This is a genomic window from Pseudomonas sp. S3_A09 (assembly GCF_054668065.1).
Genome location: NZ_CP162752.1, coordinates 2,091,903 through 2,113,494 on the forward strand (window position 1 = coordinate 2,091,903; position 21,592 = coordinate 2,113,494).

17 protein-coding genes are annotated in these 21,592 nt (G+C 60.8%); 13 read left to right on the plus strand and 4 right to left on the minus strand.

Features of this window, described 5'->3' with window-relative positions:
- Nucleotides 1-15: 15 nt before the first annotated feature.
- The gene (gene choW, locus AB4N92_RS09955; protein ID WP_010207125.1) at nucleotides 16-861 is read left to right on the plus strand and encodes a choline ABC transporter permease subunit; all 846 of its coding nucleotides are present in this window, start codon (nucleotides 16-18) and stop codon (nucleotides 859-861) included.
- Entirely contained in the window at nucleotides 858-2,036 is a 1,179-nt protein-coding gene (gene choV / locus AB4N92_RS09960; protein WP_010207126.1) for a choline ABC transporter ATP-binding protein, read from the plus strand. Before choW ends, choV begins: the two co-directional genes overlap by 4 nt.
- Nucleotides 2,037-2,224: 188 nt before the next feature.
- Here choV and AB4N92_RS09965 read toward each other — a convergent pair whose 3' ends face one another.
- Entirely contained in the window at nucleotides 2,225-4,159 is a 1,935-nt protein-coding gene (locus AB4N92_RS09965; protein WP_226994565.1) for a BCCT family transporter, read from the minus strand.
- A gap of 391 nt (nucleotides 4,160-4,550) precedes the next feature.
- On the opposite strand from AB4N92_RS09965, the gene betI reads away from it, so the two are divergent.
- The 10 genes from betI to yccS all read left to right on the plus strand — a co-directional run bounded on the left by betI (nucleotide 4,551) and on the right by yccS (nucleotide 19,258).
- Nucleotides 4,551-5,144, plus strand: coding sequence for a transcriptional regulator BetI (gene betI / locus AB4N92_RS09970; protein ID WP_010207128.1), 594 nt, complete (start codon nucleotides 4,551-4,553; stop codon nucleotides 5,142-5,144).
- Nucleotides 5,145-5,254: 110 nt separating this feature from the next.
- Nucleotides 5,255-6,727: a betaine-aldehyde dehydrogenase gene (gene betB / locus AB4N92_RS09975; protein ID WP_010207130.1), complete on the plus strand. Its 1,473-nt coding sequence runs from the start codon at nucleotides 5,255-5,257 to the stop codon at nucleotides 6,725-6,727.
- Between the two features lie 161 nt (nucleotides 6,728-6,888).
- Nucleotides 6,889-8,592: a choline dehydrogenase gene (betA, locus tag AB4N92_RS09980; RefSeq protein ID WP_010207131.1), complete on the plus strand. Its 1,704-nt coding sequence runs from the start codon at nucleotides 6,889-6,891 to the stop codon at nucleotides 8,590-8,592.
- A gap of 180 nt (nucleotides 8,593-8,772) precedes the next feature.
- Entirely contained in the window at nucleotides 8,773-10,215 is a 1,443-nt protein-coding gene (locus AB4N92_RS09985) for a TldD/PmbA family protein (RefSeq protein ID WP_042571442.1), read from the plus strand.
- Nucleotides 10,215-11,531 (plus strand): TldD/PmbA family protein, encoded by a 1,317-nt coding sequence (locus AB4N92_RS09990; RefSeq protein WP_044288002.1) that lies wholly within the window; start codon nucleotides 10,215-10,217, stop codon nucleotides 11,529-11,531. The genes AB4N92_RS09985 and AB4N92_RS09990 overlap by 1 nt, the downstream gene beginning before the upstream one ends.
- 287 nt (nucleotides 11,532-11,818) lie before the next feature.
- Nucleotides 11,819-12,667 carry an alpha/beta fold hydrolase gene (locus tag AB4N92_RS09995; protein WP_010207135.1) on the plus strand — a complete coding sequence of 283 codons (849 nt, stop codon included), beginning with the start codon at nucleotides 11,819-11,821 and terminating at the stop codon, nucleotides 12,665-12,667.
- A 36-nt stretch (nucleotides 12,668-12,703) separates the two neighbouring features.
- A complete protein-coding gene (gene mdtD / locus AB4N92_RS10000) occupies nucleotides 12,704-14,131 on the plus strand; it encodes a multidrug transporter subunit MdtD (RefSeq protein WP_010207136.1) in 1,428 nt (475 codons plus the stop codon).
- Nucleotides 14,132-14,261: 130 nt separating this feature from the next.
- Entirely contained in the window at nucleotides 14,262-15,599 is a 1,338-nt protein-coding gene (dbpA, locus tag AB4N92_RS10005) for an ATP-dependent RNA helicase DbpA (RefSeq protein WP_231501119.1), read from the plus strand.
- Between the two features lie 69 nt (nucleotides 15,600-15,668).
- On the plus strand, nucleotides 15,669-16,847 hold the full coding sequence (locus tag AB4N92_RS10010; protein ID WP_236266811.1) for a BaiN/RdsA family NAD(P)/FAD-dependent oxidoreductase: 1,179 nt from the start codon (nucleotides 15,669-15,671) through the stop codon (nucleotides 16,845-16,847).
- A 227-nt stretch (nucleotides 16,848-17,074) separates the two neighbouring features.
- The gene (gene yccS, locus AB4N92_RS10015) at nucleotides 17,075-19,258 is read left to right on the plus strand and encodes a YccS family putative transporter (protein WP_010207141.1); all 2,184 of its coding nucleotides are present in this window, start codon (nucleotides 17,075-17,077) and stop codon (nucleotides 19,256-19,258) included.
- Between the two features lie 104 nt (nucleotides 19,259-19,362).
- Here the strand turns inward: yccS and AB4N92_RS10020 are convergent, their stop codons facing one another.
- Complete coding sequence (locus AB4N92_RS10020) at nucleotides 19,363-20,100, minus strand: substrate-binding periplasmic protein (RefSeq protein WP_010207143.1); 738 nt, start codon at nucleotides 20,098-20,100, stop codon at nucleotides 19,363-19,365.
- A 190-nt stretch (nucleotides 20,101-20,290) separates the two neighbouring features.
- Between AB4N92_RS10020 and AB4N92_RS10025 the strand changes: the two genes are divergently transcribed.
- Complete coding sequence (locus tag AB4N92_RS10025; protein ID WP_010207146.1) at nucleotides 20,291-20,743, plus strand: GNAT family N-acetyltransferase; 453 nt, start codon at nucleotides 20,291-20,293, stop codon at nucleotides 20,741-20,743.
- Here AB4N92_RS10025 and AB4N92_RS10030 read toward each other — a convergent pair.
- Complete coding sequence (locus AB4N92_RS10030) at nucleotides 20,740-21,036, minus strand: winged helix-turn-helix domain-containing protein (RefSeq protein ID WP_010207147.1); 297 nt, start codon at nucleotides 21,034-21,036, stop codon at nucleotides 20,740-20,742. The two genes, AB4N92_RS10025 and AB4N92_RS10030, sit on opposite strands and share 4 nt — an antisense overlap.
- Before the next feature lie 19 nt (nucleotides 21,037-21,055).
- Complete coding sequence (locus tag AB4N92_RS10035) at nucleotides 21,056-21,556, minus strand: M48 metallopeptidase family protein (RefSeq protein WP_010207148.1); 501 nt, start codon at nucleotides 21,554-21,556, stop codon at nucleotides 21,056-21,058.
- Nucleotides 21,557-21,592 lie beyond the last annotated feature (36 nt).

Sequence of the window (21,592 nt, forward strand, 5' to 3'; positions counted from 1 at the left end):
TGGACATTCACTACCATGCTGACTGAACAGAAAATCCCACTAGGCCAGTACATCGCTGCCTTCGTCGAATGGTTGACCCAACACGGCGCCAACTACTTCGACGCAATCGCATCGACACTGGAAACGATGATCCACGGCGTGACGTTCGCGCTGACCTGGTTCAATCCGCTGGCATTGATCGGTCTGATTGCGCTGCTGGCTCACTTTATCCAACGTAAATGGGGACTGACTGTTTTTGTCATCGCCTCCTTCCTGCTGATCCTGAACCTGGGGTACTGGCAGGAAACCATGGAGACCCTGGCGCAAGTGCTGTTCGCCACCCTGGTCTGCGTGGTCATCGGTGTGCCGCTGGGCATTGTTGCCGCGCATAAACCGATGTTTTACACCATGATGCGGCCGGTACTCGATCTGATGCAGACCGTGCCGACCTTCGTCTACCTCATCCCAACCCTGACCCTCTTCGGGCTGGGTGTGGTGCCTGGGCTGATTTCTACGGTGGTGTTCGCGATTGCCGCGCCGATCCGCCTGACCTACCTGGGTATCCGTGATGTACCCCAAGAGTTGATGGACGCCGGCAAGGCCTTTGGCTGCTCGCGCCGTCAGTTGCTCTCGCGCATTGAACTGCCCCACGCCATGCCGAGCATTGCCGCCGGCATTACCCAATGCATCATGCTGTCGTTGTCGATGGTGGTGATCGCTGCCCTGGTGGGCGCCGATGGCCTCGGCAAACCCGTGGTCAACGCACTGAACACCGCCGATATCGCCCTGGGCTTTGAAGCGGGCCTGGCGATCGTGCTGCTGGCCATCATGCTCGACCGCATCTGCAAACAACCCGACGCTAAAGTAGGGGGTGATGCATGAGCATTATCCGATTCGACAAAGTCGACGTGATCTTCTCCAAAGACCCACGCGAAGCGCTCAAGCTGCTGGACCAAGGCATGAGCCGTAACGAGATCCTGAAAAAAACCGGGCAGATTGTTGGCGTGGAAAAAGCCAGCCTGGACATCGAGAAAGGCGAGATCTGTGTGTTGATGGGCCTGTCGGGCTCCGGCAAATCCAGTCTGTTGCGCTGCATCAACGGCCTCAACACCGTGAGCCGTGGCCAGCTGTTCGTCGAGCATGAAGGTCGCCAGATCGACATCGCCTCCTGCACACCCGCCGAGCTGAAAATGATGCGCACCAAGCGCATCGCCATGGTGTTCCAGAAGTTCGCCCTGATGCCTTGGCTGACGGTGCGCGAAAACATCAGCTTCGGCCTGGAAATGCAGGGCCGCCCGGAGAAAGACCGACGCAAGCTGGTGGATGAAAAACTTGAGCTGGTGGGCCTGACCCAATGGCGTAACAAGAAGCCGGACGAACTCTCCGGCGGCATGCAGCAGCGCGTCGGCCTGGCCCGTGCGCTGGCGATGGACGCCGATATCCTGCTGATGGACGAACCCTTCTCCGCCCTTGACCCGCTGATCCGCCAGGGCCTGCAGGACGAGCTGCTGGAACTGCAACGCAAGCTGAGCAAGACCATCGTGTTCGTGAGCCACGACCTCGACGAAGCACTCAAATTGGGCAGCCGTATCGCGATCATGAAAGACGGCAAGATCATCCAGTACAGCGTGCCGGAAGAGATCGTCCTGAACCCGGCGGATGACTATGTGCGTACCTTCGTCGCGCATACCAACCCACTGAACGTGTTGTGCGGCCGCAGCCTGATGCGCACCCTGGACAACTGCAAGCGCGTCAACGGTTCAGTCTGCCTGGACCCGGGCGGCGACTCGTGGCTGGACCTGGCCGAGGGCAACACCATCAAGGGCGCTCGCCAGAATGGCGCGGTGATGAACCTGCAGAACTGGGTACCGGGGCAAGCGGTGGAAGGTCTGGGCCGGGTGCCGACGCTGGTGGACTCGAACATCGGCATGCGTGATGCGTTGCAGATTCGTTATCACACCGGAAACAAGCTGGTGCTGCATGACAACAACCAGGTAGTGGGGATTCTGGGGGACAGTGAGCTTTACCATGCCCTGCTGGGCAAGAACCTGGGCTGACAAACACTGCACATCTCAATGTAGAAACTGGGTCAATGTGGGAGGGGGCTTGCCCCCGATTGCGGTGTATCAGTAACAGAAGTACTGACTGACACACTGCTATCGGGGGCAAGCCCCCTCCCACATTTAGTTCTGTTTACACATTTGGACCCAGTGGTGTCAGTGAGGACACCACCCGTTTTCAACTATCAGCTATAGACACGGCCAAGGAGCTGCCGATGGCTTTCAAACTGATCGAGCACGTCCCGGGTGATCTGCTCCTGGGTGAAGCCCATCAGGTCGTATTCCTGAGGTCCATTGTGCAGGTAGACCTCCGCGCGGTAGTAACGCGTGCGCTCTTCCTCGGGAAGGTCGCTCGGTGCCGACGAGTAAGCATCCAGGCTCACTTCGTAGACAAACGGGTTGCCCTCTGCCATCTCGATGCGCACACCGATGCAGCGCTTGGATTTACCCAGCAGGGTCTGCACTTCCAGCCCCTGTTCACGCAACGCCGTCGCCGCTTCTTCCAGCGCTGGCGTCACGTGCTTGTCCATGAAGCGTTGCACGGTGCCTTGGCTCGGTTGCAGGTCCAGCGCGGTCAAGCGCTCGCTGAAACCACGACGACCCCGCTCGGCCAATTGCGCCTGCTCCTGTTCGATGGCCACATCCTGGCGCATGGCTTTGTGCAAGCCGAACATAAAGAAGATCAACACTACCGAGAATGGCAGCCCCGCCAGCACCACCATGGTCTGCATGGCTTCGAAGTTGCCCGCGAACAGCAAGCCGATGGTCACCAGGGTGATCACCGCCGACCAGAAGATCCGCAGCCAGTGCGGCGCATCTTCATCCACGTTGCCGCCTTTGCAGGAAAGGTTGGCCATCATCACCGCGCCGGAATCCGCCGGGGTCAGGAACAGCACGAAGCCCACGAAGATCGACACGCCGATCACGATTTTCGACGCCGGGTAATGCTCAAGCAGTTGGTAGATGGCCATGGAAGGCTGTTCCAACGCAGTCTTGCCCAACGCCACCGCACCCTGGTTCAGCACCAGGTCCAATGCCGAGTTACCGAAGATCGACAGCCACGCCAAGGTGAAGCCCAACGGGATCAGCAGCACGCCGGCCACCAGTTCACGCACCGTGCGACCACGGGAAATACGCGCGATGAACATGCCCACGAATGGCGCCCAGGAAATCCACCAGGCCCAGTAGAACAGTGTCCACAGGCCCATCCAGCGTTCGGTCTTGTCGGCGTCGCCTTCGTACACGTAGAGGTCGAAGGTTTTCAGGATGATGCCGTTGAGGTAGTCACCGGTGTTTTGCACCAGACCGTTGAGCAAGTGCAGGGTCGGGCCGAACAACAGTACGAAAATCAACAGGCCGCTGAACAACACGATGTTGAGGTTGGACAGGCGCCGAATGCCGTTCTCAACACCCGACACGGCGGCGATGGTCGCCACGGTGCTCATCACGATGATCACGATCAACAGGTTGGTGTTGCTGTGCTCCATGCCGAACAGGTTTTCCAACCCGGACGACACCTGCATCGAACCAATCCCCAGGTTCGTCACCAGGCCCAGCAGGGTCACGAACATGCCGAAGCCGTCCACCGCGTGGCCGGCCGCGCCTTTCACCCAACGCTCGCCCACCAGTGGGTACAGCGCCGAACGCAAGGCCAGCGGCTGGTTATGGCGATACGCGAAGTACGCCACGGCCAGGCCGACCAAGGCATAGATCGCCCAGCCGTGCAGGCCCCAGTGCAGGAACGTCAGTTGCAGCGCCTGGCGTGCAGCGCCATTGCTGGCGGCTGCGCCTTCGGGCGGGTTGAAGTAGTGGTCCAGCGGCTCGGAAGCACCGAAGTACAACAGCGAAATGCCGATGCCCGACGAGAACAACATGCCGGCCCAGGCGCCGTAGCTGAAGTCCGGGGTGTCGTCCTTGCTGCCCAGTTTCAACTTGCCGTAGGACGAAAATGCCAGGCCCACCACGAACACCAGGTAGGCGGCGATGACCACCATGTAGTACCAGCCAAAGCTTTTCGACAGCCACGCCTGTGCTACGCCGAGCATGCGCCCGGCCTCCTGCGGGGCGATGATCAGGATGGCAGTCAACAACAGAATCAACGCGGTGGAGGTGTAGAACACCCAACCGTTGACCCGCACCTTTTCCGGCGGGGTCTTTATAAGAGAGGCAGAACTCATGGCGCAGATGCTCCGGGCAGTGCGAGAGAGAAACACAAGGCAACGGTTATCCCGGGACATCGATTTTTCGGCAGTCGACGGACGGGTGTTATAAAGACACCCCTAAAATTCTTGAGCCTCGCCGAAGCGACGCCCAGGCCCTGATACGGCCTGTTTCAAGGTTTTTTACAGGTGTCAGATGTCGCGGCTCACAAGTAGGAAATATCTGTAGGCAGCGACCATTTGTCGCAGATCTTATTCTTTGTTGATTGAACGTTCAATCAAAACAAAATAGACTGGCCCTCAAGCCGACGGACGTGGATCGTCCATCGGCAGGCCTAAGGAGAGGTGCTACATGCCCAAGGTCGGTATGCAACCCATACGCCGCCAGCAGTTGATCGAAGCCACACTGACGGCGATCGATCAGGTCGGAATGGGAGATGCCAGCATTGCGCTGATCGCCCGTTTGGCCGGCGTCTCGAACGGCATCATCAGTCACTACTTTCAGGACAAGAACGGCCTGATCGCCGCAACGATGCGGTACTTGATGAATGTGCTGATCGAGAACGTCCACGAACGCAGGCTTGCGCTGAAGGACGACAGCCCACGGGCGCACCTTCGGGTGATCATCGAGGGCAACTTCGACGCCAGCCAGGTCAATGGCCCGGCAATGAAAACCTGGCTGGCCTTCTGGGCCACCAGCATGCATCACCCGTCATTGCACAGGTTGCAGCGGATCAACGATCAACGTCTGTATTCCAACCTGTGCTGCCAGTTCCGCCGAGTGCTGCCGCTGCCGCACGCACGCAAAGCAGCCAGAGGCCTGGCGGCCCTGATCGACGGTTTGTGGTTGCGCGGCGCCCTGTCGGGAGACGCTTTCGACACGGAGCAGGCGCAACGGATCGCTTACGAATACATGGATTTCCAATTGGCCAAGCAGGTGAGTTAGAGCATCTATAACCGCTCAACCCCTGAACGGCTGTTGATCAGTGTCGCCAGACCCTTATGGCCCACTTTTCGGCGGTTAACGCCAACCACTTATGCACTTGCGAGGACTTTATGGCCCGTTTCGACCTGCAAAAACTCTACATTGACGGCGGCTACACCGACGCTGGCAGCGATGCCACCTTCGAAGCCATCAACCCGGCTAACGGTGAAGTTCTCGCCCAAGTGCAACGCGCAACGAAAGAAGACGTTGAACGTGCCGTGGTCAGCGCCGAAAAAGGCCAGAAAATCTGGGCTGCGATGACCGCCATGGAGCGTTCGCGCATCCTGCGTCGTGCCGTCGACATCCTGCGCGAGCGCAACGACGAGTTGGCCGCCCTGGAAACCCTGGACACCGGTAAAGCCTTCTCCGAAACCAAGTACGTCGACATCGTTACCGGCGCTGACGTGCTCGAATACTACGCAGGCCTGGTGCCGGCCATCGAAGGCGAGCAGATCCCACTGCGCGACACTTCCTTCGTCTACACCCGCCGCGAGCCGCTGGGCGTGGTCGCCGGTATCGGCGCGTGGAACTACCCGATCCAGATCGCCCTGTGGAAATCCGCACCGGCCCTGGCCGCGGGTAACGCGATGATCTTCAAACCTAGCGAAGTCACTTCGCTGACCACCCTGAAACTGGCCGAGATCTACACCGAAGCCGGTGTTCCGGCTGGCGTGTTCAACGTCCTGACCGGCAGCGGCCGTGAAGTCGGCACCTGGTTGACCGAGCACCCGCGCATCGAAAAAGTCTCGTTCACCGGCGGCACCGACACCGGTAAGAAAGTCATGGCCAGCGCTTCGAGCTCGTCGCTCAAGGAAGTGACCATGGAACTGGGCGGCAAGTCGCCGCTGATCGTGTTCGAAGATGCCGACCTGGATCGTGCCGCCGACATCGCGATGATGGCCAACTTCTACAGCTCCGGCCAGGTCTGCACCAACGGCACTCGCGTGTTCGTGCCCAAGCACCTGCAAGCGGCGTTCGAAGCCAAGATCGTTGAGCGCGTTGCACGCATCCGCGTCGGCAACCCGCAAGACGACAACACCAACTTCGGCCCGCTGGTCAGCTTCGCCCACATGGAAAGCGTGCTGGGCTACATCGCCAAAGGTAAGGAAGAAGGCGCACGCGTGCTGTGCGGCGGCGACCGTCTGACCGACGGCGAATTCGCCAAAGGCGCTTTCGTGGCCCCGACCGTGTTCACCGACTGCACTGACGAAATGACCATCGTCCGTGAAGAAATCTTCGGCCCAGTGATGAGTATCCTCACCTACGAAACCGAAGAAGAAGTGATCCGCCGCGCCAACGACACCGACTTCGGCCTGGCCGCCGGCCTGGTGACCAAAGACCTGAACCGCGCCCACCGCGTGATTCATCAGCTGGAAGCGGGTATCTGCTGGATCAACGCCTGGGGCGAATCCGACGCGAAGATGCCGGTGGGTGGCTACAAGCAATCCGGTGTGGGTCGTGAGAACGGTATCAGCTCGCTGAACAACTTCACCCGCATCAAATCGGTACAGGTTGAACTGGGCGACTACGCCTCGGTGTTCTAAGAACCGAGCCTTGTATTGCCTATAAGGCCGCCATCGGGGGCAAGCCCCCTCCCACACTGACTGTGTTCACAAGTTCAGCTGTGTAAATACAGTCAAAGGTGGGAGGGGGCTTGCCCCCCGATGAGGCCCGACCTGACTAGACTTCAAAGAGGGTGCATCCAATGTCCCAAGAATACGACTACATCATTGTGGGTGCCGGCTCCGCCGGTAACACCCTGGCGACCCGTCTGACCGAAGACGAAGGCGTCACCGTCCTGCTGCTGGAAGCCGGCGGCCCCGACTACCGCTTAGACTTCCGTACCCAGATGCCAGCCGCCCTGGCGTTCCCGCTGCAAGGCCGCCGCTACAACTGGGCCTACGAGACCGATCCAGAGCCACACATGGACGGCCGTCGCATGGAATGCGGTCGCGGCAAGGGCCTGGGTGGCTCTTCCTTGATCAACGGCATGTGCTACATCCGTGGCAACGCCATGGACTACGACAACTGGGCGAAATTGCCAGGCCTGGAAAACTGGACGTACCTGGACTGCCTGCCCTATTTCAGAAAAGCTGAAACTCGGGACATCGGCCCGAACGACTGGCACGGCGGCGATGGCCCGGTCAGCGTGACCACGCCGAAAGCCGGCAACAACCCACTGTTCCACGCCATGGTTGAAGCCGGCGTACAGGCCGGGTACCCACGCACCGAAGACTTGAACGGCTACCAGCAGGAAGGCTTCGGCCCGATGGACCGTACCGTCACGCCAAACGGCCGTCGTGCCAGCACCGCGCGCGGTTACCTGGACACGGCCAAGAAGCGTTCGACACTGACCATCGTCACCCACGCCCTCACCGACAAAGTGTTGTTCGAAGGCAAGCGTGCCGTGGGCGTGCGTTACCTGATCGGCGCCGCCGAAGAACGCGTTGAAGCCCGCGCCCGTAAAGAAGTACTGGTGTGCAGCGGCGCAATCGCTTCGCCGCAATTGCTGCAACGCTCCGGTGTCGGCCCGGCCAAACTGCTGGAAAGCCTCGACATCCCGGTGGTCCATGACCTGCCAGGCGTCGGCGAAAACCTGCAGGACCACCTTGAGCTGTACCTGCAATACGCGTGCACCCAACCCGTGTCGCTGTACCCGTCGCTGCTCTGGTACAACCAGCCGGCCATTGGCGCCGAGTGGCTGTTCAACGGCACCGGCATCGGCGCCAGCAACCAGTTCGAAGCGGGCGGTTTCATCCGCACCCGTGAAGAATTCGAGTGGCCGAACATCCAGTACCACTTCCTGCCGGTAGCGATTAACTACAACGGCAGCAACGGTGTGAAAGAGCACGGTTTCCAGGCGCACATGGGCTCCATGCGTTCGCCGAGCCGTGGCCGCATCCAGCTGAAGTCGAAGAACCCACGGGACTACCCGAGCATCCTCTTCAACTACATGGCCACCGAACAGGACTGGCAGGAATTCCGCGACGGCATCCGCCTGACCCGTGAAATCATGCAGCAGCCGGCACTGGACCCCTACCGTGGCCGCGAAATCAGCCCAGGTATTGACGTGCAAACCGATGAACAGCTCGACAAGTTCATCCGCGAACACGCTGAAACCGCGTTCCACCCGTCCTGCTCGTGCAAGATGGGCACCGACGAGATGGCGGTAGTGGACGGCGAAGGCCGCGTGCATGGCATGCAGGGTCTGCGCGTTGTGGATGCGTCGATCATGCCGATCATCACCACCGGTAACCTGAACGCACCGACGATCATGATCGCCGAGAAAATCGCCGACAAGATCCGTGGCCGCCAGCCACTGCCGCGCAGCACCGCCGACTACTACGTGGCCGGCGATGCGCCGGTGCGTGGCAAGCCGATGCGTGAAGTGGGCCCGCTGGCGCAGTAACTGATACACCGCGGTGCTGCCTTCACAAGCAAGCCCGCTCCCACCTTTGATCGGGTTCACACGGTCAAAATGTGGGAGCGGGCTTGCTCGTGAAGGGGCCTAACCATTCACTGCAAAACCTCTCCTTGATCGGCTACTCTGTTTGCCTGCCCGCGCCGAGCCGCCCACAAGGAAGGCCCCATGTTCGACCACCACGCCACACTCAAACAGCATTTCAGTGCCCTGCGCACTCGCGCCGAATTCTTCTCCCTGCGCTACGTACGCGAATCCGGCCAATACCTGGCCGTGCGCAAAAACGTCGCCGAACCACCACACCTGAACCACGACGAGGGCGCCATGCTCACCGTGCGCCTCAACGGTGTGGAAGCCTACGCAGCGACCAACGACATTTCCCTGCCTGGCCTGCAAGCCGCCCTTGAGCGTGCCGAACAGCAAGCCCGCCTGATCAAGCCCCACGCGCTACTCGACCTGCGTGACCAGCACGTCTCCAGCGATGTGGCGGACTATCTGTCCCCCGAACTCAACCAGCCCTTCCCGTCCCTGAGCGACTGCTACCAATTGCTGGGTGACGAATCCGCCGCGGTGCCCAAGGACGAGCGCCTGGTGAGCTGGGAAGTCAGCCTCGGCCTGACCCACGTCGAGCAAATCTACCTCAACAACGCCGGCGCCGAACTGCGCCAGGCCCAGCGCTTTGTATTCCCCGGCGTCAATGTCACCGCCTACGACGGCAACGACAGCCAGAGCCGCACCCTCGGCGGCAGCAATTTCGGCCAGCAAGGCGGGTTTGATGTGATCAGCCGCTTCGGCCTGGTCGGAGCCGCGCCACGCATTGCCGACGAAGCCGTGCAATTGCTGCTTGCACCCAACACCCCCAACGGCCCGCGTGACCTGTTGCTGATGCCCGACCAGATGATCCTGCAGATCCATGAGTCCATCGGTCACCCACTGGAGCTGGATCGTATCCTGGGTGACGAGCGCAATTACGCCGGCACCAGTTTTGTGAAGGCCAGCGACTTCGGTCACCTGCAATATGGCTCCAAGTTGCTCAACGTGACGTTCGACCCGGACATCCCCGAACAACTCGCCAGCTACAGCCATGACGACGACGGCACTCCCGCCAGCAAGCAGTTCCTGATCCGCGAAGGGCTGCTGCTCAAACCGCTGGGCGGAGCGCTGTCGCAATACCGTTCGGGCATGAGCGGCGTGGCGAACAGCCGGGCCAGCAGTTGGAACCGCGCCCCCATCGACCGCATGGCCAACCTGAACATCGAAGCGGGCGACAAGCGCCTTGCGCAACTGATCGGTGGCATCGAAAACGGCATCTTGATGTCGACCAACCGTTCATGGTCCATCGACGATGCGCGCAATAAATTCCAGTTCGGCTGTGAATGGGGCCAACTGATCGAGAACGGTGAGCTGAAAGGCGTGGTGAAAAACCCCAACTACCGGGCTATTTCCGCGAATTTCTGGCGCAACCTCAGCGCGGTCGGTGACGCCAGTACCTTCAAGGTGCTGGGCACGCCGAACTGTGGCAAAGGCGAACCCAACCAGGTGATCCGCGTCGGCCATGCGTCGCCCGCCTGCGTATTCAGTGATGTCGACGTATTTGGGGGAGACGCCTGATGAACACCTTCAAGGCATTGGTGGACTGGCTCAAGCACGCCATCACCGACAGCGAACAATTCCACCTCGGGTATGCGGATGAAGCGTCCGAGTTCGTGCGCTTCAACCACGCCAAGGTGCGCCAGGCCGGCCAAGTGCAACAGGCCAGCCTCAGCTTGAAACTGATCAACGACGGCCGCCACGCGGACCTCGGCATCACCCTGGCCGGCGAGCTGGAACTGGACCGCCAACGCTTGGCCGATGGCCTGCAACAGTTGCGTGAAACCCTGCCGTTGCTGCCGCAGGATCCGTACCTGCTGCTGAACCACAACGCCTGGCAAAGCAGCAACGAACAAACCCGGCCGTTGCCGGAACTGGCGCAGGTACTGGAAGACATCAAGGCGGCCGCCCACGGCGTCGACCTGGTCGGTTTCTATGCAGCCGGCCCCATCACCCGAGGCTTTGCCAGTTCGTCGGGCGCCTTCGGCTGGCACCAGGCCAATAGCTTCAATTTCGATTTCAGCCTGTTCCACGCCAATGGCGAAGCGGTGAAAGCCAGCTACGCCGGACACACCTGGGACAGCGCCGAATTTGCCGCGCGCTTCCAGCAGGCCCGCGAACAGCTTGAGTTCCTCGGCCGCCCACTGCACACACTGGCGCCCGGACACTACCGCGCCTACCTCGCCCCGGCGGCGATTGAAGAAATCATCAGCATCATCACCTGGGGCGGGTTTTCCGCCCAGGCGATCGCCAGCAAGGGCAGCTCGCTGCAAAAGCTGTATGCCGGCGAACAGTCCCTGAGCCCGCAGGTGACGCTGACTGAACAGATCAGCGGCTCCCTGAGCCAGGCGTTTTCCACCGAGGGTTATCCACGCGGCGACGTCACACTGATCAAGGCGGGGAAAGCCGATGGCCAATTGATCAATTCGCGCAGCGCTGCCGAATACGGCTTGAGCACCAACGGCGCGAGCAGTGATGAATCGCCCAGCGCCTTGCAGATGGCCGCCGGCAGCCTGGCCCAAGCCGATATCCTCAAGCAGTTGGGCACCGGGTTGTACATCAGCAACCTGTGGTACCTGAACTATTCGGACCTTCCGGCGGCACGCCTGACCGGCATGACGCGTTTCGCCACCTTTTGGGTGGAAGACGGCGAGATCAAGGCGCCGGTCAGCACCATGCGCTTTGATGACAGCGTCTACCACCTGCTCGGCACGCAGTTGGAAGCCCTGACCGCTGAACGGGAACTGCTGCTGTCGGCCAGCACTTACAGCCAGCGCAACACCGCCTCCAACCTGCTGCCGGGGGCTTTGGTAAAACGCCTGACGCTAACCCTTTAACCACCACTATCCCCTGTGGGAGCGGGCTTGCTCGCGAATACGGTGCATCAGTCACACATGTACTGACTGACACTGCGCATTCGCGAGCAAGCCCGCTCCCACAGGGGCTGTGTCAGCTTCTGACACCTCGGTTCCATCCCCTCCTACGGTCAATTCTCTTCTTCCCATTCCGTGGGGCAGCCTGTTGTCGCCTGTAAAAAACCTCGATATAACGGTTAGTGGCATCCCGCCACCCGACAGGTAGTACTGCATGCACTTGCCCGGGAAGGGCAAGCTGGAGCGTTGACATGAACCATGGAAGTTTTGTCATTGAAAAGCTGTTCAAGCACTACAACGTTCATGTTGAGCAGCTAGGAAACGATTCTGCAAAAAAGACCGTCTTGATGGTCAACGGCGCGCTGTCCACCACGCGCTCGTTCGCTCGCACCAGTAAATGCCTGGCAGAGCATTTCAATGTGCTGCTGTTCGACCTGCCGTTCTCCGGCTATTCCCGCGAACACAACACTGACCTCGACCTGGTAACCAAGGACGACGAGGTGCACATGCTGCGCGCCCTGGTCGAGCGTTTCCAGGTCAACCACCTGGTGTCGGCCTCCTGGGGTGGTATCTCGACGCTGCTGACCCTGGCGCACAACCCTCCCTCCATCGAAAGCTCGGTGGTGATGGCCCTGGCACCCAACCTCAATCAGGCCATGCTCGACTACGTGGAACGTGTGCGCGTGCTGATCGAAGCGGATGACAAGTCTGCCGTCGGCCACTTGCTCAATGAAACCGTGGGCAAATACTTGTCGCCCCGGCTCAAACGCAACAACCACCGTCACCTGTCGACCATGGCCACCACCGAGTACCGCCAGGCGCGTTTCCATATCCACCAGGTACTGGCCTTGGGCGATGGCAACTACCTGCCGGCACTGCGGCAGATTGAAACGCCAGTGCACTTCCTCAACGGCGCGCTGGACGAATACACCCCCGCCGCCGAGGCCCAGTTGTTCAAGCAGTACGTGGGGCGCAGCAGCTTTGCCGTGGCCGAGCAGACGGGCCACTTGCTCGACCTTGAATCCAACGAAGCCGCCGTAGCGGTGCACCGTGAGCTGCTGGATTTCCTGGTGGGAAAACACGCGACGGTTGGCGCATAATCGCAAACACATAGCCTGCTATCAAAAAGGTATTCCATGCCGAACCGCGTCCCGCTTGATGCCAAGACCGCCCGCTGGCTCCCCTGGGTGGTCGCGATTGCCTTCTTCATGCAGTCGCTGGACGGGACGATCCTCAATACGGCACTGCCGGCGATGGCACGGGACCTCGCAGAGAACCCATTGCGCATGCAAGGGGTGGTGATCGCCTACATGCTCACCGTCGCCTTGCTGATCCCGGCGTCGGGCTGGATCGCTGACCGCTTCGGCACCAAGAAAATCTTCTTTGGCGCCATCATGCTGTTCAGCATTGGCTCGCTGCTGTGCGCCCTGTCCAGCAGCCTGACCATGCTGGTGGGCGCACGGGTGATCCAAGGCCTGGGCGGTGCGCTGATGCTGCCCGTCGGGCGACTGGTGGTGCTGCGCGCCTACCCCCGCTCCGAACTGGTGCGCATCATGGGCTTCATCACCATCCCCGGCTTGCTCGGCCCGTTGCTCGGCCCGACCATGGGCGGCTGGATGGTGCAGTACCTGACATGGCACTGGATCTTTCTGATCAATTTGCCGGTGGGCATGATCGGCTGCTACGCCGTGTGGAAATTCATCCCCGACCTGCGCGGCACTGAGCGCACGCGATTCGACGGAATCGGCTTCCTGCTGTTTGGCGCCGCGATGATCCTGATTACCATCGCCATGGAAGGCCTGGGCGAGCTGCACCTGCCGCACTTGCGGGTGATGTTGCTGCTGTTCGGCGGGCTCGCGTGCCTGGCGGCGTATTGGCTGCGGGCCGGGCATATCGATAACCCGTTGTTCTCACCGGTGCTGTTCAAGACCCGCACCTTCGCCGTGGGCATCCTCGGCAACCTGTTCGCGCGGTTGGGCAGCGGTGCCCTGCCGTTCCTGGTGCCGTTGCTGTTGCAGGTGGCACTGGGTTATTCACCGTCGGAAGCCGGCATGAGCATGTTGCCCCTGGCGGCGGCGGCGATGTTTGCCAAGTCCGTGGCACGCCCGCTGATCGAACACCTGGGCTACCGCATCGTCCTGACCGGCAACACCCTGGCGCTGGGCATCATGCTGGCGAGCATGGGACTGGTCACGGAGCACACGCCCTACCCGCTGCTACTGGGTATGCTGGCGGTACTGGGGGCGATCAATTCGCTGCAATTTACCGCCATGAACACCGTCACCCTGATCGACCTCGATGATGCCCAGGCCAGCAGCGGCAACAGCCTGCTGTCGGTGGTGGCGCAGTTGTCGCTGAGCCTCGGGGTCGCGTGCGCCGGTGCACTGCTCGGCGGATTTACCGCCGAAACCGGCAACGACGGTGTGGAAAGCGTCCTCGGCGCGTTCCAACTGACCTTCCTCACCGTGGGCATCATGGCGATGCTGGCGGCGGCGATCTTCCTGCAACTGTCGCCCAAAGACGGCAAGCGTGCAGCCAGCCCGGAGCAGCATATCGAGCATTAACAGGCTTCTCGTCTAGAACTTGCAGGGAAATTCCCACGAGGCTGGTACACTGCGCGACATTTTGTTTTGCAGAGCCAGTCCCGTGACTACCATCGCCACCGCTTTTAATACTTTGCCCCTGTCCGCCGCCATGCTGGCTAACCTCGACTCGCTGGGTTATGTCGAGATGACGCAGATCCAGGCGCAAAGCTTGCCGGTGATCCTCAAGGGGCTGGACTTGATTGCCCAGGCCAAGACCGGCAGCGGCAAGACCGCCGCCTTCGGCATCGGCCTGTTGAACCCGATCAACCCGCGTTACTTCGGCTGCCAGGCCCTGGTGATGTGCCCGACTCGTGAGCTGGCCGACCAGGTCGCCAAGGAAATTCGTCGCCTGGCCCGTGCCGAAGACAACATCAAGGTACTGACCCTGTGCGGCGGCGTGTCCCTCGGCCCGCAGATCGCCTCCCTGGAACACGGTGCCCACGTCATCGTCGGCACACCGGGTCGTATCCAGCAGCACTTGCGCAAAGGTTCGCTGGTACTCGACGGCCTGAACACGCTGATCCTCGATGAAGCCGACCGCATGCTCGACATGGGCTTCTACGACGCCATCGAAGACATCATCAGCAAGACCCCACCGCGCCGCCAAACCCTGCTGTTCTCGGCCACTTACCCGGTGAGCATCAAGCAGCTGGCCTCGAAGTTCATGCGCGCGCCGCAGCAAGTGAAAGCCGAAGCGTTCCACTCCGACGATCAGATCGAACAGCGTTTCTACGAGATCTCGCCGGAAGAGCGCATGGACGCCGTGACCAAAGTACTGGCGCACTTCCGTCCAGCCTCCTGCGTGGCCTTCTGCTTTACCAAGCAGCAAGTGCAGGAAACCGTGGATCACCTGACATCCAAGGGCATTTCCGCCGTCGGCCTGCATGGTGACCTGGAACAGCGCGACCGTGACCAAGTGCTGGCGATGTTCGCCAACCGCAGCACGTCGGTGCTCGTTGCTACGGACGTTGCCGCACGCGGTCTGGACATCGACTCGCTGGACATGGTGATCAACGTCGAACTGGCCCGCGACTCGGAAATCCACATTCACCGCGTCGGCCGTACCGGTCGTGCTGGCGAAACCGGCATCGCCATCAGCCTGGTGGCACCGTCCGAAGCGCACCGCGCCCAGGCCATCGAGCAACTGCAGAAGTCGCCACTGAACTGGGATCAACTGGACAACCTCAAGCCACAAAGCGGTGGTCCGTTGCTGCCGCAGATGAGCACCCTGTGCATCGCTGCCGGCCGTAAAGACAAGGTTCGCCCTGGCGACATCCTCGGCGCGCTGACCGGTGAAGCCGGCATCCCGGGTGCCCAGGTCGGCAAGATCGCGATCTTTGACTTCCAGGCCTTCGTGGCCGTGGAGCGCGGGATCGCCAAGCAGGCGTTGCAGCGTTTGAACGACGGCAAGATCAAAGGCCGTTCGTTGCGCGTGCGCATCCTGTAAAGATCTCCAACTTAAGGGAGATCCACATTTGACTGTATTCCAAATCAGAAAATGTATGAGGACACCGTTTTGCGCTCGACCGAAGTTGTGATCATTGGCGCCGGCGCCGCGGGCTTGATGTGCGCACTGACCGCCGCCGGGCGTGGGCGCAAAGTGATGTTGATCGACCATGCGAACAAGGCCGGCAAGAAGATCCTGATGTCCGGCGGTGGCCGCTGCAATTTCACCAATATGTACACCGAGCCGGCCAACTTCCTGTCGCACAACGCGCATTTCTGCAAGTCCGCCCTGGCGCGCTACACCCAGTGGGACTTTATCGGGCTGGTGGCCAAGCACGGCGTGCCCTATCACGAGAAGAAGCTCGGCCAGTTGTTCTGCGATAACAAGTCCAGCGACATTCTCGACATGCTGCTCGATGAGTGCATCCAGGTCGGTGTGAGCCTGCACCTGGACACGTCGGTCCAGGAGATTGCCAAACTGGAAGCCGGTTATCAGTTGCAAACCACCTTGGGTGAGCTGCGCTGCGAATCCCTGGTGATCGCCACGGGCGGCCTGTCGATTCCGACCCTGGGCGCCACTGGGTTCGGTTACCAAGTGGCCAAGCAATTCGGCCATGAATTGCTGCCGACCCGCGCCGGGCTGGTGCCGTTCACCATCACCGACCAGCTCAAGGATCTGTGCGGCGAGTTGTCCGGCACCTCGGTGGATTGCCTGGTCAGCTGCAACGGCCAGAGCTTTCGCGAGAACATCCTGTTTACCCACCGTGGCCTGAGCGGGCCGGCGATCTTGCAGATATCCTCGTACTGGGAGCCCGGCGACACGGTGGAAATCAACCTCCTGCCCGACCACGACGCCCACACCTGGCTGCAACAGCAACAGGTCGAGCGCCCCAATAGCGAGCTGAAAACCCTGCTGGGCGAGATCTTCACCAAGAAGATGGCGAACCTGCTGGCGGAGACCTGGTTCGCGTCCAAGCCAATGAAGCAGTACACCCATGCCGAGATTGCCGATATCGCGCAAAAGCTCGGCAGCTGGCAACTGGTGCCGGCGGGCACCGAGGGTTATCGCACGGCGGAAGTGACGTTGGGTGGGGTGGATACGCGGGAAGTGTCGTCCAAGACCATGGAGTCGCTGAAAAGCCCTGGCCTGTACTTTATCGGCGAAGTGCTGGATGTGACCGGCCACCTGGGCGGCTTCAACTTCCAGTGGGCGTGGGCGTCGGGTTACGCCGCCGCACAGTACGCCTGACTAAAGGATGTACTCGATCAAACTGTGGGAGCTGGCTTGCCTGCGATGACGGTGAGCCAGGCAACGCTAATGCTGAATGTGCCGACGCCATCGCAGGCAAGCCAGCTCCCACATTCGATTTGTGGTGTGGCCGGAATAAATTTTGCTGTTGGATGTGATCGTCACGCTTGCCGTGGCGTCCTTGATAGCTCAATTTAGCGGCATCGTCCCGGAAGACTCCAGACTTCATGTCATCAACCTCGTTCAAGCAGTCCATGCGGCGCCTGTGGGCGCTGGATAAATTCAGCTACAGCATTCGGGTGTTCATCGCCCTCACCGGCAGCATGGCGCTGTGCTGGTATCAGGATGAAATGACACTGCTGATCCCGCTGTTCCTGGGGATTATCGCCAGCGCCTTGGCCGAGACCGATGACAGTTGGCAAGGCCGTCTCAATGCCCTGGCGGTGACGCTGGTGTGTTTCAGCATCGCCGCGCTGTCGGTGGAGCTGCTGTTCCCTTATCCCTGGATCTTCGCGATCTCCCTGGCCCTGGCCACCTTCTGCCTGACCATGCTCGGCGCCTTGGGCGAACGGTATGGCGCGATTGCATCGGCGACGCTGATCCTGTCGGTGTACACCATGATCGGCGTGGACCAGCGCGGTGGCGCCGTCTCCGATTTCTGGCACGAGCCGTTGCTGCTGGTGGCTGGCGCCGCCTGGTATGGCGCGCTGTCGGTGCTGTGGCAAGCGTTGTTTTCCAACCAGCCGGTGCAGCAGAGCCTGGCGCGGCTGTTTCGCGAATTGGGGCGTTACCTCAAGCTCAAGTCATCGTTGTTCGAACCGATCCGCCAACTGGATGTTGAGGCGCGTCGCCTGGAACTGGCCCAGCAAAATGGGCGAGTCGTTGCCGCGCTGAATGCGGCGAAGGAGATCATCCTGCACCGCGTCGGCAATGGCCGCCCTGGTTCGAAAGTCAGCCGCTACCTCAAGCTGTACTTCCTGGCCCAAGACATCCACGAACGCGCCAGCTCGTCCCACTACCCCTACAACGCCCTGGCCGACGCCTTCTTCCACAGCGACGTGCTGTTCCGTTGCCAGCGCCTGCTGCGCCAACAGGGCAAGGCCTGCCAGACCCTGGCCGAATCGATCCAACTGCGCCAGCCATTCATCTATGACGACAGCTTCGCCGAAGCCTTGGGCGATCTGAACGCCTCCCTGGAACACCTGCGCATCCAGAGCAACCCGGCCTGGCGCGGCCTGCTGCGCTCGCTGCGCGCCCTGGCGGCCAACCTGTCCACCCTGGACCGCCTGCTGGGCGACGCCAGCAACCCCGACAGCCTGGCGGATGCTACCGACAGCAACCTGCTGGACCGCGCCCCGCGCAACCTCAAGGAAATGTGGACACGCCTGCGTACGCAGATGACCCCCACCTCCTTGCTGTTCCGCCATGCCTTGCGCCTGTCCCTGGCGCTGACCGTGGGCTACGGCATGCTGCATGCAATTCACGCCTCCCAAGGCTACTGGATCATCCTGACCACGCTGTTCGTGTGCCAGCCCAACTACGGCGCCACCCGCCGCAAACTCGGCCAGCGGATCATCGGTACCGCCATCGGGCTAACCGTTGCTTGGGCGCTGTTCGATCTGTTCCCAAGCCCACTGGTGCAGTCGATGTTCGCCATCGCGGCCGGCCTGGTGTTCTTTATCAACCGCACCACCCGCTACACCCTGGCCACCGCCGCGATCACCTTGATGGTGTTGTTCTGCTTCAACCAGGTGGGTGACGGCTACGGCCTGTTCCTGCCGCGCCTGTTCGATACCTTGCTGGGCAGCTTGATTGCGGGCCTGGCGGTGTTCCTGTTCCTGCCGGACTGGCAGGGCCGCCGCTTGAACAAAGTGCTGGCCAACACCCTGACCTGCAACAGCATCTACCTACGCCAGATCATGCAGCAATACGCCGCCGGCAAAAGCGATGACCTGGCCTACCGCCTGGCCCGACGCAATGCGCACAACGCGGATGCGGCGCTGTCGACCACCCTGGCGAATATGCTGATGGAACCGGGGCACTTTCGTAAGGAGGCGGACGTGGGCTTCCGCTTCCTGGTGCTGTCGCACACTTTGCTCAGCTACTTGTCAGGGCTGGGGGCACACCGCGAGACCCAATTGCCAGCCGAGGTGCGGGAACACCTGATCGAAGGCGCAGGGAACACCTTGGCGGCGAGCATCGATGAAATCGCCACGGGGCTGGCGAACAAGCAGCCGATTGCGATTCAGAGCGATGCCGAGGAAGCGCTGGCGGTGGAGCTGGAGCAGATGCCGGATGAGATTGATGAGGGGCAACGGCTGGTGCAGACACAGTTGGCGTTGATTTGCCGGCAGTTGGGGCCACTGAGGACATTGGCTGCGCATCTGATCAAGGACACCCGTGCGGCTTAGACCGCTTTCGCGAGCAAGCCAGCTCCCACATTTAACCGCGCCCATCCTTTGGAATGTGGTCGAATGTGGGAGCGGGCTTGCTCGCGAAGAGGCCCGCAAGAACCCTACATCCCATGCTGCTTCATCAACCGCGCATAACTGCCATCGGCCTTCATCTTGGCAATCTCCCGGTCAAAGCTGGCGACGATCTGCGCATGCTCGGGGTTCTTCAAGCTCACCAGGATATGCAGGCTGTTTTCGCTCAAGGGCTTGGGTAAGAACTCCACTGTATTGCGCACCCGCGTCGATTCGCGGGACAAGTAATACCGCGCCACATATTCATCCTCCACCGTCAGCCGCACCCGCTGCGCCGCGAGCATGCGCACGGCCATGGCGAAGTTATGCACCGGCACTTTCTGTAACTGCGCATCGCCATCGAACGCCGCCGAATAGGCATACCCGCGCACCACGGCAATGGGGTAGTCGTGCAGTTGCTCAAGGTTCTGGAATTCGATGGGATCGTCACGTCGCTTGATGAAACGCACGCGGTTGAGCAAGTACTCACCGGAGAACTGCCCCAGCTGTGTGCGCGCATCGTCGTACCAGGCGTTCACCAATACGTCATAACGACCGTCGCCAACGCCCATCAACGCGCGAGCCCAGGGCACCTGTTCGAAATCACTGGCATAACCCGCGCGGGCCAGGGCGGTGCTGACGATGTCGGTGGCCAGCCCGCCATTGATCAAGGTGGCGTCGGTAAAGGGTGGCCAGGCATCCGCTACCAGGCGCAGACGCTGTGCGAAGGCCGGCTGAGCCAGCAATAACACTCCAATCAAAGCAACGGCACGAGAGAATCGCGGCATGCTCAAAGTCCTTGGCAGGCTAGCTCAGGCGAGACCTGAGGTTCTAACAGTAGCTCAGATTACACAAAGAAAGCGGCGCCGCACGCACTCAATGATGGCAAATTGATTTCACTCACAAAAATAGTCGATTTAGACACAAATGGCTGTCGCGCTTACTATCCGCAGCAGACATTTAATAAGAGAACATGCCATGACAATTGAATGGGTCTGCAAGCACCACGATGACCTGGGCAAGGAGCAGCTTTACGCCATCCTGCGCCTGCGCAACGAGGTCTTCGTTGTCGAACAGAAATGTGCTTACCAGGACCTCGACGGGCAGGACTTGTCGGGCGACACCCACCACCTGATGGCCTGGCAGGATGACCAACTGGTGGCCTACCTGCGCCTGCTGGACCCGGAATCACAGGGCGGTGATGTGGTCATCGGTCGCGTGATCGTGGCGTCGGTAGCGCGCGGCACTGGGCTGGGGCATCAAATGATGGAAGAGACACTCAAGCGGATCGGCGATATCTGGCCGCAGACGCCGATTTTCCTGTCAGCCCAAGCGCATTTGCAGGGGTATTACGGGCGATACGGATTTGTGGTGGCCGGAGAGGAATACCTTGAGGACGATATTCCGCACATTGGCATGAGAAAGGACTAGGGATAACCCAGCACCTGCTTGATCAGCCCAAGGTTCGCCTCGATCCAGCGCCGATCAATGGCCCCCCAACTGCGAATCCGATAGTGCCCGGCATGGTTGCGGGCACCGTCTTCCTGCTCGAATTCACACAGGATATCCAGGTCAGCCAACGCCGCAATCGTATCCTGGGCCGTGCGCCGGGGCATGCCGGTGACGTCGGTCAGCGCCGGGACATTGCTGGCTTGCCCGCTGTCGATCAGGTAAGCCACGTACAGGCGGCGGTAGAAGCTGCTCTTGGTCTTGCTCACATCCATGGTCGGTCGCCTTGTGCGGTCAGGGTTTGCCCTGCAGGTCGCGGTACGTGAGGTAGACGCGCAGGTCGAATTCCACCTGATGGTAGCCCGGCATCATGTACTCACAGAGTTTGTAGAACGCTTTGTTGTGGTCCGATTCCTTGAAGTGCGCCAGTTCATGCACCACGATCATGCGCAGGAACTCCGGCGCGGCCTCCTTGAACAGGGCCGCAATGCGGATCTCTTTCTTGGATTTAAGGTTGCCGCCCTGCACCCGCGAGATGGTGGTGTGCAGGCCGAGGGCACGGTGGGTCAGGTCCAGACGGTTATCGAACAACACCTTATCGATGGCCGGGGCATTGCGCAGGTGTTCCTGCTTCAGGGCCAGGGCGTAGGCGTACAACGCCTTGTCGCTCTGCACGGCGTGGCGTTCGGGGTAACGTTGTTCCAGGTAGGCACCCAATTGGTCCTTGGCGATCAATTGGCGCACTTGCTCTTGCAGAGCGGCGGGATAGGCCTGGAGGTATTTCAGCGCGGTCATGGGGTCTGCAACAGGGTTCGAATGGGCGCCAGTGTA